The sequence below is a fragment of the Bacteroides clarus genome (genome assembly GCF_015555825.1).
Classification (GTDB): Bacteria; Bacteroidota; Bacteroidia; order Bacteroidales; family Bacteroidaceae; genus Bacteroides; species Bacteroides clarus.
The window spans coordinates 16,088-32,953 of sequence record NZ_JADNLF010000019.1 but is presented as its reverse complement, the minus strand read 5'-3'; the positions used below and the strand labels follow the sequence as shown (position 1 = coordinate 32,953).

At 49.2% G+C, this 16,866-nt stretch carries 17 protein-coding genes; 5 read left to right on the top strand and 12 right to left on the bottom strand.

Translation table 11 applies throughout. The features are described from left to right. The 6 genes from I2F54_RS16340 to I2F54_RS15755 all read right to left on the bottom strand — a co-directional run. Positions 1-269 (bottom strand): DUF3875 domain-containing protein (locus tag I2F54_RS16340; RefSeq protein WP_195501807.1); only part of this gene is annotated, 269 nt, incomplete at its 3' end. Continuing rightward, entirely contained in the window at positions 266-628 is a 363-nt protein-coding gene (locus I2F54_RS15775; protein WP_149886795.1) for a DUF4133 domain-containing protein, read from the bottom strand. The genes I2F54_RS16340 and I2F54_RS15775, both read right to left, overlap by 4 nt. 10 nt (positions 629-638) lie before the next feature. Next, a complete protein-coding gene (locus I2F54_RS15770; RefSeq protein ID WP_004308755.1) occupies positions 639-935 on the bottom strand; it encodes a DUF4134 domain-containing protein in 297 nt (98 codons plus the stop codon). A gap of 170 nt (positions 936-1,105) precedes the next feature. Continuing rightward, a complete protein-coding gene (locus I2F54_RS15765; RefSeq protein ID WP_149886796.1) occupies positions 1,106-1,768 on the bottom strand; it encodes a hypothetical protein in 663 nt (220 codons plus the stop codon). Between the two features lie 2 nt (positions 1,769-1,770). Then, the gene (locus I2F54_RS15760) at positions 1,771-2,172 is read right to left on the bottom strand and encodes a DUF3408 domain-containing protein (protein WP_008648474.1); all 402 of its coding nucleotides are present in this window, start codon (positions 2,170-2,172) and stop codon (positions 1,771-1,773) included. A 1-nt stretch (position 2,173) separates the two neighbouring features. Further along, complete coding sequence (locus I2F54_RS15755; protein WP_149949048.1) at positions 2,174-2,959, bottom strand: ParA family protein; 786 nt, start codon at positions 2,957-2,959, stop codon at positions 2,174-2,176. A gap of 569 nt (positions 2,960-3,528) precedes the next feature. On the opposite strand from I2F54_RS15755, the gene mobA reads away from it, so the two are divergent. The 3 genes from mobA to mobC are packed head-to-tail and all read left to right on the top strand — an operon-like array spanning position 3,529 to position 7,235. Continuing rightward, positions 3,529-3,951: a conjugal transfer protein MobA gene (mobA, locus tag I2F54_RS15750; protein ID WP_004308750.1), complete on the top strand. Its 423-nt coding sequence runs from the start codon at positions 3,529-3,531 to the stop codon at positions 3,949-3,951. Continuing rightward, positions 3,936-5,207, top strand: coding sequence for a conjugal transfer protein MobB (mobB, locus tag I2F54_RS15745; RefSeq protein ID WP_195501805.1), 1,272 nt, complete (start codon positions 3,936-3,938; stop codon positions 5,205-5,207). Before mobA ends, mobB begins: the two co-directional genes overlap by 16 nt. A gap of 18 nt (positions 5,208-5,225) precedes the next feature. After that, complete coding sequence (gene mobC / locus I2F54_RS15740; RefSeq protein WP_004308748.1) at positions 5,226-7,235, top strand: conjugal transfer protein MobC; 2,010 nt, start codon at positions 5,226-5,228, stop codon at positions 7,233-7,235. A gap of 61 nt (positions 7,236-7,296) precedes the next feature. Here mobC and I2F54_RS15735 read toward each other — a convergent pair whose 3' ends face one another. Beyond that, the gene (locus I2F54_RS15735; protein WP_004308747.1) at positions 7,297-8,334 is read right to left on the bottom strand and encodes a PDDEXK nuclease domain-containing protein; all 1,038 of its coding nucleotides are present in this window, start codon (positions 8,332-8,334) and stop codon (positions 7,297-7,299) included. Positions 8,335-8,551: 217 nt separating this feature from the next. On the opposite strand from I2F54_RS15735, the gene I2F54_RS15730 reads away from it, so the two are divergent. Both I2F54_RS15730 and I2F54_RS15725 read left to right on the top strand, forming a co-directional pair. Continuing rightward, entirely contained in the window at positions 8,552-9,856 is a 1,305-nt protein-coding gene (locus I2F54_RS15730; protein ID WP_005680386.1) for a DUF4099 domain-containing protein, read from the top strand. Positions 9,857-9,882: 26 nt separating this feature from the next. Further along, positions 9,883-11,970 (top strand): type IA DNA topoisomerase, encoded by a 2,088-nt coding sequence (locus tag I2F54_RS15725; RefSeq protein WP_004308745.1) that lies wholly within the window; start codon positions 9,883-9,885, stop codon positions 11,968-11,970. Between the two features lie 96 nt (positions 11,971-12,066). On the opposite strand, the gene I2F54_RS15720 is transcribed toward I2F54_RS15725, so the two are convergent. The 5 genes from I2F54_RS15720 to I2F54_RS15700 all read right to left on the bottom strand — a co-directional run bounded on the left by I2F54_RS15720 (position 12,067) and on the right by I2F54_RS15700 (position 16,851). After that, a complete protein-coding gene (locus I2F54_RS15720) occupies positions 12,067-12,585 on the bottom strand; it encodes a dihydrofolate reductase family protein (RefSeq protein WP_004308744.1) in 519 nt (172 codons plus the stop codon). Between the two features lie 396 nt (positions 12,586-12,981). Beyond that, the gene (locus tag I2F54_RS15715; RefSeq protein ID WP_005680387.1) at positions 12,982-15,054 is read right to left on the bottom strand and encodes a bifunctional DNA primase/helicase; all 2,073 of its coding nucleotides are present in this window, start codon (positions 15,052-15,054) and stop codon (positions 12,982-12,984) included. Next, positions 15,017-15,376 carry a helix-turn-helix domain-containing protein gene (locus I2F54_RS15710; protein ID WP_004294815.1) on the bottom strand — a complete coding sequence of 120 codons (360 nt, stop codon included), beginning with the start codon at positions 15,374-15,376 and terminating at the stop codon, positions 15,017-15,019. Before I2F54_RS15710 ends, I2F54_RS15715 begins: the two co-directional genes overlap by 38 nt. A gap of 208 nt (positions 15,377-15,584) precedes the next feature. Next, positions 15,585-16,427 carry an RteC domain-containing protein gene (locus I2F54_RS15705; RefSeq protein WP_004308742.1) on the bottom strand — a complete coding sequence of 281 codons (843 nt, stop codon included), beginning with the start codon at positions 16,425-16,427 and terminating at the stop codon, positions 15,585-15,587. Between the two features lie 19 nt (positions 16,428-16,446). Further along, positions 16,447-16,851, bottom strand: coding sequence for a SecDF P1 head subdomain-containing protein (locus I2F54_RS15700; protein WP_004308741.1), 405 nt, complete (start codon positions 16,849-16,851; stop codon positions 16,447-16,449). Positions 16,852-16,866 lie beyond the last annotated feature (15 nt).

The window sequence follows — 16,866 nt, the reverse complement described above, 5'->3', positions numbered from 1 at the left end:
AGCTCGTCCCTTTCGGTGTCGGGCTGGTAGTTCTCCTTGATGAAGAAGTCCTGCTTGTGTACTATGGAGTAGTCGGGTAGCACCTTGACCGCCTTGTACCACGCCGAATGTATGGCTTCGTACTCGGCACTGGTGACGGTGAACAGTTCGGGCAGTTCCACCCTGAAAGCCACCGTGATGTCTGCATCCTTTGATATGATGCAGCCGTTCTCCACCGCCAAAAGGGGAAATTTCCTTTCCAGCGTGGTAGCCTTTAACATATTCCTCATAGTCTTTCTTCCTTTCTTTTTTTGTAGGTGAATAATCGGGGTATCGCCTTTCGGCTGATAATGAAGCGTGGGTGTCTTTTGCGTGCGGCGGCTTTCATCAGCCCGTGCGTGCCGTACTTGGCGTTGAGCCGGAACGTCTGCCACACGAGCAGCAGCGAAGCCGACACGATGAAACCGATACATATCCACTGGTTCACGCCTGCCATGAACAGGACGATGAACACCACGAAGACAGCGAGCAAGCCGCCGCAAAAGATAAAGAGGTACTGGCTTTTCAGCCCCTTGAACTCCACCGGCTTCCCGATACCCCTGTTTACCGGATATTTTTCGGGCTTAGCCCTCAACAACTCGTCAGACATAGCCGCCTTTTTAGAGGAAGAACGAACGCAGGATAGTGGCGGCGACAATCAGGAAGATGCACGCCCCGAACCAACTGGCGGCGGTCTTTGAGGTGTCGGGGTCGCCGCTTGAAAACTTGTTATATACTTTTACCCCGCCAATCAAGCCGCAAACCGCCCCGATTGCGTACACCAGTTTTGTTCCGGGGTCAAAATACCCGGTGATTAGGTTCGTGGCTTCGGTGATGCCCGCCTGCCCGTTTCCTTGTGCGTAGGCACTTACCACGGCGGCAAGTATAGCCGCCGACAAGAAGATTTTCTTTCTCATTGTGATTTGTTTTTAATGCCGGGCGGCGGGTGGATAGTCCGCCTTTCCCGGCTGGTGAATAATTTGAAATTTTAGTGGTCGGGGATAGTCCCGTTTGTCTGTTTGGTTTTCAGGTTGCCAATCAACCGTAATCCCGTTGTTTCATGCTGTCAGGCTTATACATTATTATATTATAGGAAATCGTTCATGTCGAACGCTTCGTGTTCCTCGCTTGTATCGCCAGTTCCGGCAGGGACAGCAGCCGTAGCCAGTTCCGCTTCGTTGCGTCCCAGCAGTTCCGCCACCCTTGCCAGCCCGCCGTTGATGTTCTCCACCACCGCATCGTAGAGGTTCGTCCCCTCAATGCTTGCCAGTGTCCCGGCGGCTTGCCGTTTCTCCGCTTCGGTGGGGTTGTCGGCGTTCGCCGTGCGTACCGCTTCGCCCAGTTCGTCAAAGCTCACGCCCGTAGCCCGCCCGGTATCATCGTCACCGTCCATGTACCCGGCTATTTCCTCGTCCTCGTAGTCGGGTTCGTCATTCTCGTAACCGGGCGTTTCTTCCGCTTCGGCTACTGCTTCCGGAATGTTTTCTTCCGGCTGTCCGTCAGCCTGCGGCGCAAAAATAGTATCATTTTCAGCCGCTTGCTGGAGGTGTCCCGATTTGTCCTGCGCTGTCCCGATTAGTCCGCCCTTGTATCGGCTTTCACCTATCAGCGTGTAGCCCGAAACCCCGTTTCGTGGGAGTGGCGCATCATCCGTTCTGCCCGTTGATGTCCGGCTGTCCGTGTAGCGATACCACAGCCATAGGGCGATATAGTACACCAAAAGCCCGGTAAGTATGCAATAGATTATCATAGTCAGACAGGCTTTTGGAAGTGGCTTTCGTACAGGGTGTTTATCTCGTCTTGGTACTGCTCGAAGTGCCGCAGCAGAATGTTTTCCACGTAGCTGCTTACCGTCACCTTGCGCCCGCCTATCACTGTCACGATACGCATCAGCTTCTCGTGCGTGGTACGGCTCACGTACAAGGGCTGTCGGTCTGCCAGTTCCACTTTCTGAAAATAGGTTTCCCGGTAGTCGCCCGAACCGCCCTTGCGCCTGCGGGGTGTCGGTTTCTCTACTTGCACCGTTTCTGTTTGTGTTTCTTGCGGTACATCATTCGTCTTATTATTATCTTGTTTACTGGGGACACCTTGCGAGATAAGCTCTTTCATGAAATCCTCGTCTATCTTCGGCATACCGCCGCTTTGCTTTGCCATATCATTGTAATTTGATGTAATACACTATTTCTGTTATCAGTTCTTCCAAGTTGCTTCCCCTGACCAGCGGGCGGCTGGCGGGAAAGAGCGTGGAGCGGAACACCGCTTTCTTATCCGCTACCAGTTCCTTTTTGTAGCGTTTGGTGTCGGGGATAAAGGTTTTCATCAGCGGCAGTTCCAGTTCCTTAATGGTTTTGTCGTAGGCTGTGTAAAGGTCTGTTTTCTCCCGCCCGTCCACCATGTTCCAAAAGAGGTACAGCCCGGCAAGGCGGCAGGCTTCATTCTTCACTAATAGCTTTTGGATAGCCATTGCGAACGACAGGCTGCTTTCCAGCACCACTTTATCGGCTGAAATCGGGGTGAAGATATAGTCCATGCCCGCAAGGGAGTTGATAACACCCTCGCTGTTCACCGTGCCGGGCAGGTCGAAAAACACTATATCCGGCACGTGTCCGGCAGTGGCAACATATTCGTCAGCCGTGACTATCGCCTTTTCGGGCGAACTGCACAGCACCGGGTAGGCTTTCTTCCCCAGCCGGGTGAACTGTTCATACGCCATGCGCTTGTAATCTTCATCCGCCCCGACCTGCTCGGCATCCCGCTTTCGCATCCCGGCAATGGAGTGTTGGGGATAGTCGCAATCGACCACCGCCACATCGTAGCCTTTGAGGTAGTAGAGGTAACTCGCCGCCAGCACGGTAAAGGTGGTTTTGCCGACCCCGCCCTTTTGGGTGGAAAAGGCGACATAAAGGGGTGTTTTCTCGTTTTCCATATTGCTTCCGTTCATTATTGGTTGATAGATTTATTTATTGCTTTCAATCATTCATTCCATATTGCAATCTTGAAATATTGAAATATTGAAAGATTGTTTTATTTCAATCTTGTTTTCCTGCTTTCATTCTTTCTTGAAATATTGAAATCCTGCAATCACGTTTTATTGCAATCATGCTTTCAATCATTCTTTCCTGATTGGAATATTTCTTTCAATCTTGCTTTCAATCTTGAAATCCGATGCAAAAAAAGGGAGAAAAAACGTCCCCTGAAAACCTTGTCCCGATTTGTCCTGCGCTGTCCCGCTTTGTCCACCAACCACCTATTTTACAGCATTATAAATCACCGTTACTTTGCAGCGGAGTAACGAACCGCAGGGGGCGCAGGTGTAAAACCGGGCTGGTGAATGGCTGGGCTTACCGCTTCACGCTAACCCCAATCCGTCCATGACGGATTTCGATTTTCGTCAGAAAATAGCAAGGTGTGTTTTGTATGCTACAAAACCGTTTTCCGTGCCTGAAAACGCCTTGCCCCTTGCGGGGATAAAAATCACTCCGAAGTCGTAATTTTTTAATTCAAAGAAGTATGGAAACAAGGAAACCCAACAAGGGCGGTCGCCCCGCCCTCGCAGACCCAGCGAAGCACCGCCATGTCCTTTACCTGAATGACCGGGAGAACGCCCGCTTCCTCTCGCAGTGGGAGCAGTCGGGCGTTACGAGCAAGTCCCGTTTCATCGCCGCACGGCTGTTCGGTGAGCCGTTCCGGGTGGTGAAAGTGGACAAGTCGGCAGTAGAATATTGCGCCCGCTTGACCGAATTTTATGCACAATTCCGGGCGGTTGCGGTCAATTACAACCAAATTGTAAAGGCGTTGCACAGCAACTTTTCGGAGAAAAAGGCACTGGCTTTTCTCTATAAACTGGAGAAAGCGACTACCGAACTGGCTATGTTGAACCGTCAGGTTATCGACCTGACAAACGAGTGCAAGGAACTATGGTTGCCAAAATAAGCATAGGCGGCAATATGTTCGGCGCACTGGCATACAACCAAAACAAAGTGGACAGCGAGGAAGCAAAGGTGCTTTTCTCCAACAGGATGCTGTTAAGCGAGGACGGGCATTTCAGCATCGGCGAGTGTATGCGCAGCTTTGAAATGCAGATGCCCGTCCAGCTATCCACCAAGAAGCCGATACTGCATATTTCCATAAACCCGCACCCGGAAGACGTGCTTTCGGACAGCCAACTTTCTGACATCGCACGGGAGTATATGCGGAAATTGGGCTATGGCGACCAGCCTTATTTGGTCTATAAACACGAGGACATCGACCGCCACCATATCCACATCGTTGGCTTGCGGGTGGACGAAAACGGCAGACCGCTGAATGACAAGTTCGAGCATCGGCGCAGCAAGCAAATCACCCGTGAACTGGAACGGAAATACAACCTGCATCCGGCGGAGCGAAAGGAACGTGCCGAACGCCCGGAACTTAAAAAGGTGGACTACACCGCCGGGGACGTGAAGTACCAAATCGGCAACGCCGTGAAAGCGGCTTGCTACGGCTACCGCTTCCAGTCGTTCGGTGAGTACAAGGCTTTGCTTGCCACCTATAATATATGTGCCGAGGAAGTCAAGGGCGAGGTAAACGGCAAACCCTATCAGGGCATTGTCTATTCCGCTATCAATGACAAGGGCGAAAAGGTGGGCAACCCGGTAAAGGCTTCCCGTATAGGCAAGTCGGTGGGCTATGAAGCGGTACAGCGCAGAATGGAGAAATCGGGCGAAGCAATCAAGAACGGGAAACTGAAAGAGCGTACCCGGAAAATTGTAGCCGATGCCGTGAGGAATACCCGCAGCCGAAAGGAACTGGAACAGCAGCTAAAGAAACAGGGCATTGACGTGGTATTCCGTCAGAACGACAGCGGGCGCATCTATGGCGTTACGTTCATCGACCACGACAGCCGGGTGGTGCTGAACGGTTCACGATTGGGCAAGGAGTATTCGGCGAACGTGTTCAATGAACGCTTTTCGGGTGAAACCGGATATATACACCAACCCGAAGTGGAAATACCGCAACGGGAACAATCCACGCATCAGGAACAGCCGGGCTTCACACCGAAATCCGACATCGTTTCGGGTGTGGCTTCCGTGCTGGGTGCTCTCGGCGGTCTGTTGGGCGGTGGTTCATCCGGTGGTGACGAGCCGCAGGACACCGCCAACCAAAAGAGAAAGAAGAAGAAAAAGAAGCGCACAAGGCGCATCGAATAACCAAAAAACATTACAATCATGCAACAAGAAGATGATTTAAGAGGGCTTGCAAGGGTCATGGACTTTATGCGGGCTGTCAGTATTCTATTCGTGGGAATAAACGTGTACTGGTTCTGTTACTCCACCCTGAAAGAGTGGGGAGTAACTTTTGAGGTGATAGACAAGATACTGTGGAAATTCCAGCGTACCACCGGGCTGTTCTCCTCTATCTTGTGGACGAAACTTTTCTCCGTGATGTTCCTCGCCCTGTCGTGTATCGGCACTAAGGGCGTGAAAGAGGAAAATATAACATGGACGAAGATACATTGCAGCCTTGTGGTGGGTATCATGCTGTTCTTCCTGAACTGGTGGCTGCTGGAACTTCCCCTGCCACACACGGCAGGTACGGTGTTTTACATCACCACGCTGTCGGCGGGTTACGTCTGTATGCTCATGGCGGGTACGTGGATGTCCCGCCTGTTGAAGAACAACCTTATGGATGATGTCTTTAATATGGAGAACGAAAGTTTCCAACAGGAAACCCGCTTGATTGAAAACGAATACTCCGTAAATTTGCCTACTCGATTTTATTATAACAAGAAGTGGAATAAAGGTTGGATAAATGTTGTAAACCCGTTCCGTGCCAGTCTTGTATTGGGAACGCCGGGCAGTGGCAAGTCGTATGCGGTGGTAAATAATTACATAAAACAGCAAATCGAGAAAGGTTTTGCACTCTATTGTTATGATTACAAATTCCCTGACCTTTCGGAAATCGCTTACAATCATCTGCTTAGCCACTTGGACGGTTACAAGGTGAAACCGAAATTTTACGTTATCAATTTTGACGACCCACGCAAGAGCCACCGATGTAACCCGATAAACGCCAGCTTCATGTCGGACATTGCGGATGCCTACGAAGCCAGCTACACGATTATGCTCAACTTAAACCGCTCTTGGATAAGCAAGCAGGGTGACTTTTTCGTGGAAAGTCCGATTATCCTTTTGGCGGCTATAATTTGGTATCTCCGTATCTATCAGGGCGGTAAGTATTGCACATTCCCCCATGCCATAGAATTATTGAACAAGAAATACGCCGATGTGTTCACGATTTTGCGCAGCTATCCCGAACTGGAAAACTACCTTTCCCCATTCGTAGATGCTTGGGAATCAGATGCACAAGAGCAGTTGCAGGGGCAGATAGCGAGTGCGAAAATTCCGCTTTCAAGGATGATAAGCCCAGCACTGTATTGGGTAATGACGGGCGATGATTTTTCACTGGACATTAATAACCCCAAAGAGCCTAAAATACTGGTTGTCGGCAACAACCCCGACCGTCAGAACATCTATTCGGCGGCACTGGGGCTGTATAATTCCCGTATCGTGAAGCTGATAAACAAGAAAGGGCAGCTTAAAAGTTCGGTGATAATAGATGAACTACCGACCATATATTTTCGTGGGCTTGACAATCTGATTGCAACCGCCCGAAGCAACAAGGTAGCGGTTCTGCTGGGCTTTCAGGATTACAGCCAGCTAACCCGTGACTACGGGGACAAGGAAAGCCGGGTGATACAAAATACTGTGGGTAACGTGTTTAGCGGTCAGGTAGTCGGCGAAACGGCAAAAATCCTATCGGAGCGTTTCGGAAAGGTGTTGCAGAAACGGCAGAGCATGACGATAAACCAGCGGGAGAAATCCACCTCAATAAGCACCCAAATGGACAGCCTGATACCCGCCAGCAAAATATCCAACCTCACGCAAGGCATGTTCGTGGGTGCTGTGGCGGACAACTTCGATGAACGGATAGAACAGAAGATTTTCCACTGTGAAATCGTGGTGGACAATGAAAAGGTGAAGCGGGAAACCGCCCGTTACGTGAAGTTGCCGCAGATAATCGACTTCACGGACAAGGACGGCAACGACCGGATGCAGGAGGAAATACAAGCCAACTACGACCGCATCCGGCAGGAAGTCCGGCAGATTGTCGAGGACGAGATAACCCGGATTAAGAACGACCCGGAGCTATGCCATTTGATTAGGGAGGAAGAATAGCTATATATAAAATGTATAAGAACACAAAAGCCGTAGCACAAATCTACGGCTTTTGTTATTATTATCGTTCTATCAGCAATTCTATCTTTTGGGCTATTTCTTCCGATGTCGGTAATAGTTTTTTGTAGGCTTCAGGTAATTCAGAAGAAAGGCTGTAGGTTGCCACCCCGATAGGCATATTGGAACTTTTCAAAGCATACTCCACTATCATGCGGCTTTTGGACTTGCAAATGATAATACCGATAGCCGGATTTTCATGTGGTAGTTTTACCGTATCATTCAAAATATTCAGATAGAATTCCATTTTGCCTTTATACTCCGGCTGGAACTCTCCGATTTTTAGTTCTATGGCTATCATGGCTTGCAAACGTCTGTTGTACAGCAGCAAGTCTATGAAGTATTCTTTTCCGTCCACTTCCAGCCGATATTGGTTGCCTATGAATGAAAAATCAGTACCGAACTCCATAAGGAACGCACGGATATTCTTAATAATAGCCTGTTCCAGTTCATATTCCGAATGTTCCTCTGCAAGCCCTACAAGGTCAAATGTATATTCATCTTTTAATGCAAGTATAGCTTGGTTCTTTATTTTATCAGGCAGGGTATTGTCAAAATTGCTTTGCCCAAGTAAATAGTTCTCGTAAGTTTTGGCTTCTATCTTATTGATAAGAACGTCTTTTGTCCAACCGTATTTTTGGGTAGCCAATATATAAAATTGCCGTTGTCGTGTTTCCTTGCACTTCGTCAGAATGACTATATGTTTCGACCAGCTAATTTCTCCAACTAATGGTTGGAGAATTTCATTGGACTGGTATTCAGCATAAAAACGTGCCATGTCCCACATATTGGAAACTCCAAATCCTTTTATCCCCGGAAACTCTTTCTGTATGTCCCGTGAAAGGTTTTCCACAACGGATTTTCCCCAACCTAATGCTGTCTGTTGCTCGGTAATCCGTTTACCGACTTCCCAGTATAAGGCTATCATTTCCTTGTTTACAGCCTTTAATGCTTCATACTGGGCAGACCTGATACGGGCGGTTATCTCATTTTTGAAATTGAGATATTCGGGGGATAATATAGAATTGTTTTTCTCTGTCATATTCTGTATGTATGATAACTGATTGCAAAGTTATGTTTTTCTTTGGATTAAGTAATGGACTGCTTCTGTTTTATCGCTTCTTTTTTCATCCTACCCGGACAAATCGGGACAGCGCAGGACAAATGCGGACACTCCTTTCTGCCTATCCAAATATAGCATATTTAGTCGCTACCTTTGGGTGGGACTATTCCCGTAACCACTAAAATTCCAATTATTTATGGCAAACAGAATGACCCCGCCCACAGAGGGGCAGGAAAAAGACGTGCTGCTGGTCTTGGATAAACAGCAGGGCAAGGTGAGTGCTGTTAAAAGCTTCGACAAGGACGGCAATTTGCAGACCGTATCGCCGACGCATGGCGGCGAGTTCATGCAGGTGGACAAGAACAGCGATGTGTTCAGCAACTTCATTTCCAATTTTTTCCGCAAGTTTCAGGACACTTCCGGGCTGGAACTGTTCAGCGTAAAGGCTTCCGAAGCGGAACAACAGGCAAGGGCAATCGAGGACAATCACCGCAACCCGACACCGGAGGGCAGCAAACGAACAGAAATGCTTCGAGTTCCGAAGTCCGACTTTCACGAGTTCAAGCAGGGCTACCGCTTCGACCCGGCAAAAATCGACTGGGAGAACCTGAAAAAAGTCGGCATCACCGCCGACACCCTGAAAAACACGAAAGACTTCGACCGGGTGATGCGTGGCTACAAGTCCCGCAACATCTACACCGTTTCGGGGACGGTAGGCGGCTTTTACCTCAAACCTACCGATGTCAAGCTCTCTTTCTATCAGGCAAAGGACGGTACGGTAGTACCCAAGCTGCATGGCGTACAGCAGGATGAAAAGCTGTTGCAACGCCCGTTCCATGAACACGACTTCACCAAGCAGGAACAGGGCAACTTGCAGGGTACTGGCAACTTGGGCGGCATCGCACAAATCAAAGACCCGAAAAGCGGCGAACAAATCCCCGTGTTCGTCAGCCGGGACAGGTACACGCACGAACTGGAATACATGCGGGCAGACAAATGGAAATGCCCCGATACAATCTGTAACGTGAAAGTCAGCCCGGAACAGAAAGCCGCCTTTGAAGCCGGGCAAGCGGTCAAAATGGAAAACCTGCAATTCAGGGACGGCACGAAGCGCAGTGCCTATCTACAGGTCAGCGCAGTGGAGCGTGGCTTGGAGTTCCTGCCCCGTGCCGCCGTCCAGTTCTTACAGCAGGGACAGCAGCAAGTAGCCGGGCTAAAGGACGGGCAGGGCGTTGAGTTCAACGGTCATGTGCAGTCCGGCGCACAGGGCAAATCCCCCGACAAGGTGCAGCCGAAAGACGTTACCCCCGCTGCCGAGAGCCGGACACAGGTAGCGGTCAATACAGAGGGCAAGACCAACGAAGCCACCAAGCAGGGCAAAGAGCCGTTGAAACAGGGGCAGCAGAAGCCTACCGCCAAGCAGAAAGAGAAGCAGGACAAGGCGCAAGACAAGAGCCTGAAAGCGGACAAGCCCAAGAAGTCCAAAGGAATGAAAATGTAGTACCCACCCTTAAAAAGTAAAGAATTATGATTGCATTGATAGCAGAAAAGCCCAGCGTGGCAAAAGACATCGCCCGCATCATCGGAGCGACACAGAAGAATGACGGTTATCTTTCCGGCAATGGGTATATGGTGACATGGGCGTTCGGCCACTTAATCCAGCTTGCCATGCCGGAAGCCTACGGCGTGGCGAACTTCCGCCGGGAGAGCCTGCCCATACTGCCGCCCGATTTCCAGCTAATCCCCCGTCAGGTGAAAGCCGAGAAAGGCTACAAGGCAGCCCCCGGCGTGTTGAAACAGTTGAAAGTGATTAAAGAGGTATTCGACCAGTGCGACAAGATTATTGTAGCAACCGATGCCGGACGTGAGGGCGAATTGATACACCGTTACATCTATAACTATTTAGGCTGTACCAAGCCCTTTGTACGCCTGTGGATAAGCAGCCTTACCGACAGGGCAATCCGTGAGGGGCTGGACAACTTGCAGCCGGGAGAGCGTTACGATAACCTCTACCTTTCTGCCAAGTCCCGCAGCGAAGCCGACTGGCTGATAGGGATAAACGCCACCCAAGCGTTGAGCGTGGCAGCCGGGCAGGGCGTGTTCTCACTGGGTAGGGTGCAGACACCCACGCTCGTGATGATATGCAACCGCTATTTGGAAAACAAGAACTTTGTCCCGACCAAGTTTTGGCAACTCAAAGCCGATACCGCCAGCGGTAGAATCAGTTTCACCGCCCAATCTACCGCCAAGTGGGAGCAGCAACCCGAAGCCATAGCCGCCCTGCAACGGGTAAAGGATGCCGGGCAGCTTGCGGTGAAGTCCGTTGAAAGGAAAGAAACCAGCCAAGAACCGCCCCTTTTGTATGACCTTACCACGCTACAAAAGGAAGCGAACACGAAACTGAACTTTTCGGCGGACAAGACCCTTTCCATAGCGCAAAGCCTGTACGAAAAGAAAGTGATGTCATACCCCCGAACCGGGAGCCGCTATATCCCGGAGGACGTTTTTGATGAAATGCCGGAACGTGTCGCCCTGCTGGAGCAATACCCCCGCTTTGCCGGATATGCCGCCGGATTGAACGGCGTAACGCTGAACCGCCGTAGTGTGAATGACGGCAAAGTGACCGACCACCACGCCTTAATCGTGACTGAAAACCTGCCCGGTGAACTCTCCAAAGACGAACGGGCGGTTTACGAACTGGTAGCCGGGCGTATGCTGGAAGCCTTTTCGGGCAGGAGCGTGAAAGACGTAACCACCGCTGTGCTATCTGCCGGAGATACTGACTTCACGGTGAAAGGGTCGGTGATGAAAGAAGCTGGGTGGCGTGCCGTGTTCGGCGAGCAGGAAACGGGAGAGGATGAAGAAACCGCCAGCCTGCCGCCACTCCAAAAGGGCGAAAACCTGCCTATTTCCAACGTGGAACTGTTGGAGAAACAGACCAAGCCGAAACCGCTGCACACGGAAAGCAGCCTGCTTGCTGCAATGGAAAACGCAGGCAAGGAACTGGAGGATGCCGAACTGAAAGCCAGCTTGAAAGATGCCGGGATAGGTACACCCGCCACCCGTGCGGCGATTATAGAAACATTGTTCGCCCGCCAGTATATCGTGCGTGAGAAGAAGAACCTTGTACCCACCGACAAGGGGCTTGCCGTTTACAGGATTGTCAAGGACAAGAAGATTGCCGATGTCGAAATGACGGGTATGTGGGAAACCGCCCTTTCCAAGATAGAAGCGGGAAACATGGATGCCGACACGTTCCGAAAGGGTATCGAGGTGTACGCAGCGCAAATCACGGCGGAACTGCTTTCGGTACAATTATCTGTTGCGGGCAGTGAAACCTGTCCCTGCCCCAAATGCAATAATGGGCGCATCCTGTTCTACCCGAAAGTGGCGAAGTGTTCCAACGTGGACTGTACGCTTACCATATTCCGCAACAAGTGCGACAAGCAGCTTTCCGACAAACAAATTGTCGAGCTGGTGACGAAACGCAAGACCGGGCTAATCAAGGGCTTCAAGGGCAAGAACGGCAAGGCTTTCGATGCTTCGCTGGTACTGGACGAACAGTTCAATGTCACCTTTTCATTCCCCGAAAAGAAAGCGAAACCGAAGAAATAGCCTATCTTTGCCACTGAAATTTCATTGTAATAGGTTTTACGACTTATAATAATTGAAATTTTAGTGGTTGCGCCCGGTGGGAACCGGGCGCATTTTTTATACGCTCCCGCCAAACAGGTAGGTCGAACAGACCACCCCGTTATCCAGCACCCTGCTTTCCGAGAGCTTCCACAGCGAGCCGAAGGTTTCTCCGATAAAGCCGATGCCTTTGCCTACCATGACCGGGACAGTGTAGATAGTCAGGCTATCCAACAATCCGGCTTTTATCAGCGAAGTAAGCAGTTTGCCGCCGCCCACCACCAGCATATCGGTTTCCTGTTTCAGCTCATAAATCCTTTGCAGCGGTTCTTCGGTCAGGAACTCCACGCCGCAGTCTGGTGTTACGTTGGTGTCGTAGTGTGACACCACAAAAGACCGTTTGCTTTTGTGCGGCCACCCGCCCCAGTGTTCAAAGATGTAGTTATAGGTGTTCGCCCCCATTAGCAAGCTATCAACAACCATATAATGCTTGCCAATGATAGTTTTTACTTCATCGGGTAACCAATCCAGTTCTTGGTCTAAAGTGGCTGTATGCCCGTCAAGAGATACGGCGATGTGCGCTTTAATTTGTTTCATCTTGTTAGGTATTAAACAGTTTAATAATCCGCATTTAACTGTCCACCAATATCCTAAAAAAGAAGCGTGACCTTACACTGCTTCAAAGCGAGGTACTGGCATACCCAAATGAGGAAACAGGCAAGACCACGCTATGATAAAACATAGCATATCCTGCGCTGAATATCCCCTCATTTTGAAAAGTGCCAGTTTTCGCTTTGGGACGTTCGGCGAACGTATATGTTATATATAAAGACGAAATCACAACCGAGGCTGTTCAATCGCCGTTATTTTCTTATGTTACTTTTGCAAAAGTAGTAAAAATCACTGGAATAACCTTGTAAATAGTAGAAATCCTGCCGTGTTATCACAACAGGGCAGGACACAAGCACCTAAAATTACACAAGACCCATACGCCTACGGGCGGCTTGTGTTCCATTGAAGATTATATGAACCGATGACAAAACAGCTTTGGTTCGCCGTGTCTTTGGTGATGATGTCCCTTTCCCGCATGAAGCGGATATAGCTCTTTGCGGTACGTTCCTTGATGTCCAAGACCTGCTGCAACTGCTCGCAAAGGTCTATGTAGGTAATGCGTGTCTGCCGCCCGAAGATGTCCCGTGCGACATTCACCAGTTCTCTTTCCTTGCGCTTCTCCTTTTCCTTACGGGGCTTCTCACCCTTGTACACGTGCATCCCTGTTTCCTTGTCCCATGCAAAGAGCATCAACGGCACGTCCAGCGGGCTTCCGTCCCTTACTTTCAGGGCTTTCACGACTGACTGGGTGGGTTCATCGTCTTTCTCTATCGAAAGGATTGTAGCCGCCTTACGTTGCAGTTCGCTACCCAAATGCCCACGTAACTTTAATCCGTTAGGGACGAAGTGCAGCACACAAAGAATACACGTGTTATAGATGCCCGCCAGCCGATAGAGTTCATCTATCACCGCCACACTTTCCGTTTCATCGTTGGCACTCTTTACAAGGTCAGCGATGCCGTCAATGACGACCAACTGGATGCCGCCGTACTGGTAGTAGAACTTATCCATGCTCTGCACAATGGCGTTCAGGCGTTCTTTGCGTGACATACCCGTCAGGCAGAACGCTTTCAGTTCATCGGGTTTGTCCGGCTGTTTGGCTCGTGTCAGCAGGTTGCTTACATTCTTGAACAGTTGCACTTCCGACTGTTCTGTGTCATAGAGCAAGACCGCCTTGTGCCTGCCGTTGGCGGTTATCTGTATTCCCAGCGTATCTACTTCCGCACCAGCCGGGCAGATGCAGCCCGCCACGATTGCGGCTACATAATTGCTCTTGCCCGTTCCCTCGCCCCCGGTGATGCCGAACAGGTTGCCTTGTGTTCCTAACGGAACATCACCCGCCGAAATAATCTCTTGCGCTTTGGCGGGCGGGTTGTTGAAATCTATCTCGCACGATTTTAGCATAATCAATGTGTCGCTATACAGGTTGTCTAAAAATTCGATAAACAGTTTCAGGAAATCTTCACGGGTGTTCCCGGCTTTGAAGTAGTCGGAAATGTCCTTTTCCTCTTTCGTACCCGGAAGCGGCAGGAGCAGGCGTTTCACTCCAAATTCTTCCAACAGTTTTTCCTGCTTGCATGAACTTTCCCTGCCTGTCTTGTCCATGTCAAAGAGCAGGACGATGTGCTTGAATCGGAATGTCAGCCGATATACCAGCGTGGGCGGTATAGTCACCGTTTCGCTGTTGAAGCAGATAGCGTGAAAACCGTGTGCCGCCAGCGAAAGCACGTCTTTCTCGCCGCCCGTGATAAAGAGCGTGTCGCCTTTTGCTGGCAGTTGCTCCAGCCCGAAGCAGTAGTTTTCGCCGAAGCTGCCGCCATAGAGGAAGCGGGGCGTGGAGAACGGGCGGTACAGCTTGATATGCTGTTTGCCCTTGTAGCCGTACATGGGTTCTGCCACCGATGAAGTGTAGGTGTACGGTTTGCCCTCTGCCGTTTCGCTGTTGTACTCCCGGAGCGAGCAAACCTTGTAACGTTCCAGCAGTTCTGGCGTGATGCCGTACTGTTGCCAGTACACCAGTTCGGCAAGCGGAAACTTCTGTTCCCGGAACTGGTAGGGCTTGACGGGCTTTTCGGGTGTTTCTTCGGTTTTGCCCGATACTGTCCGGTGGACGGTTGCCGGAGGAATGGAAACAGGAGTGCCGGAAGCCAGCCCCAAGCCTAAATCCCGGTCGATGATTTCCAGTATCTCCACGAAGTCAGCCGCCCGGTTGCAGTCCAGCCCCTTTAACTGCCCCACGAGGAAGAAACAGTCGCCGCTGTAACTGTCGTTGCCGAAGTCTTTCATCTTGTAGATGCTGCTCCGGCGGTCGAAGTAGATGTTGCAGGAAGCCTTGCTGTCCTCGTACAGCGGGTTAAGGAAGTTGCGACCTATGCGCCAGTTTCCGGGCAGGTAGTGTTTGAATATCGCCAGCCCGTTACTTGTTCTTTCTAAGATTTCCTCTTTCCTTAGCATACAGTTGGTGGTTGGTTATCAGGTTGTCGATGTTCTCTTTGTTGCTCCTTATCAGGCGTTCTTCCAGCATCCGGCGTATCTCGCTGACCTTGTAGAAATAGCGTCCCCTGATGTTGGAATAGGCGATAGTACCCGACACCCGCAGGCGTTGTAGGGTCTTTTCGCTTATTTTCAGAAACGTGCAGACCTCATAGCTGTCCACCCACATATCTTCTTCACTTTGCTTTGCCATTTCCGCATGATTGAAGATGTAATCGGCAATAGCGGTAATCTTGTTGTCCAGTTCCTTATAGGCTTTGGACTCGAATGTTATTATTTCCATAATGGTAACTAATTGATTTGCCGCAAAATTGCATCTTTCTGTAAGATAAAAAATACAAGGTTCTACCAACTTGGTTGAAATTTTTTTCAGGGTGATTTTAGGGGTGAAAAATAGTTTTTATTCCTATTCATGTGCTCCATTTGTATAAAAAGAAAAACTACCACGTTGGTAGTAACTTGGTAGTTTTTCAATCAGCTAAAGTACTTATTTACAAATCATCATCCATGCGCTTTTGCAGTTGCTCCATTATGAATGTGAAAAAAGCCGTTCGGTCTTTCTTCCGGTTTTTAAGGCTAAGATATGTTCGGTAATAGTCGCCCAGCTCTATGTCAAAGGCAGTTTCGACAAATGCCATAACCTCTTTTATTGTAGCGTTGCCATAATTCAGCGTTTTAGCGGCAAACAATCCATATCCCCATTCTATCGCTTCCGATTTTGTGCCAGTCCATTTCAGTTTGAAGTCCGACAATGATATTTTTATATCGTTTGTCAGTTGCTTTTTCTCTAATAACTGTAATCGCTGATTTAGGTAAATACGCAACATTTCATTGGCTAATATCTTGGCTACCGTATAGTCGTACCCTGTTGAAAAATTCGGGTCTTTATCGAATTGTGCGCTATCAGCGCATAGCCGAATATCTGCCTTCCCTCGTACAAAGTAGTATTTATCATACATGGTAGAGTGTGAACGATAATACTGGTAAAAGTCCAAATTCCGATTGAAGAAATAGGTCAGATTATCCAGTTCTGCGATAAGATGCTTTCTGATAACTTCGTTACTCCCATTAGGACATTGCATTTCTATACGACATATTTTGTGGAAATAGAGAAGCCGCCCCAATAGTTCCGGTTTTTGAACTTTGAAAAAGCGTATTTCATCCTCTTGTGTGGGGAAAGTGTAGGTTTGCAATTCATTTCTTAACCCAGTGATGATACTTTGTAAGTGACGTACTATTGAAAGAGAGGTTTCGATAATATCATTGCCGTAGAGGTCGATTTTAGCAATCTCTACATCTATTTCCGATAGGAGTTTATCAAAATCTTCTTTCATTTTATTGAATAACCTTATTCTATTTCTTCTCTTTTTGTAACTCCTTAAAGATACGTTCCAAATCATATCCATGCGGATTGGAAATTTGGAAATGTCCGCTTTCTAAGGGGATATTAATCAGAGGGGCAGTTATCACTGTGTCATTGAAAACGAAAGCGATACGCTTTCCTATACTCTTTTTTGTGGCTTCTCTCCATATAGGCGATTTATTTTGGAGGAAGACACCGGTAATGACCGAGTGTCCAAAAGCATCAGTTTCCAAACGTAAAGTATCGAAATCCTTAACAGTAAGGAAAGGTGTTAGTGAAAGGCTGTCTGTAGTCTGTGATGTTACGTAGTACCAGCCGTTTATCCGGTGAAAAGATTTTGTCTGCATACAAGCTGTCATTAGTAGGCAGAAAAAGAGAATTGTTGAAATCTTCATATCCGCTATTTTTAG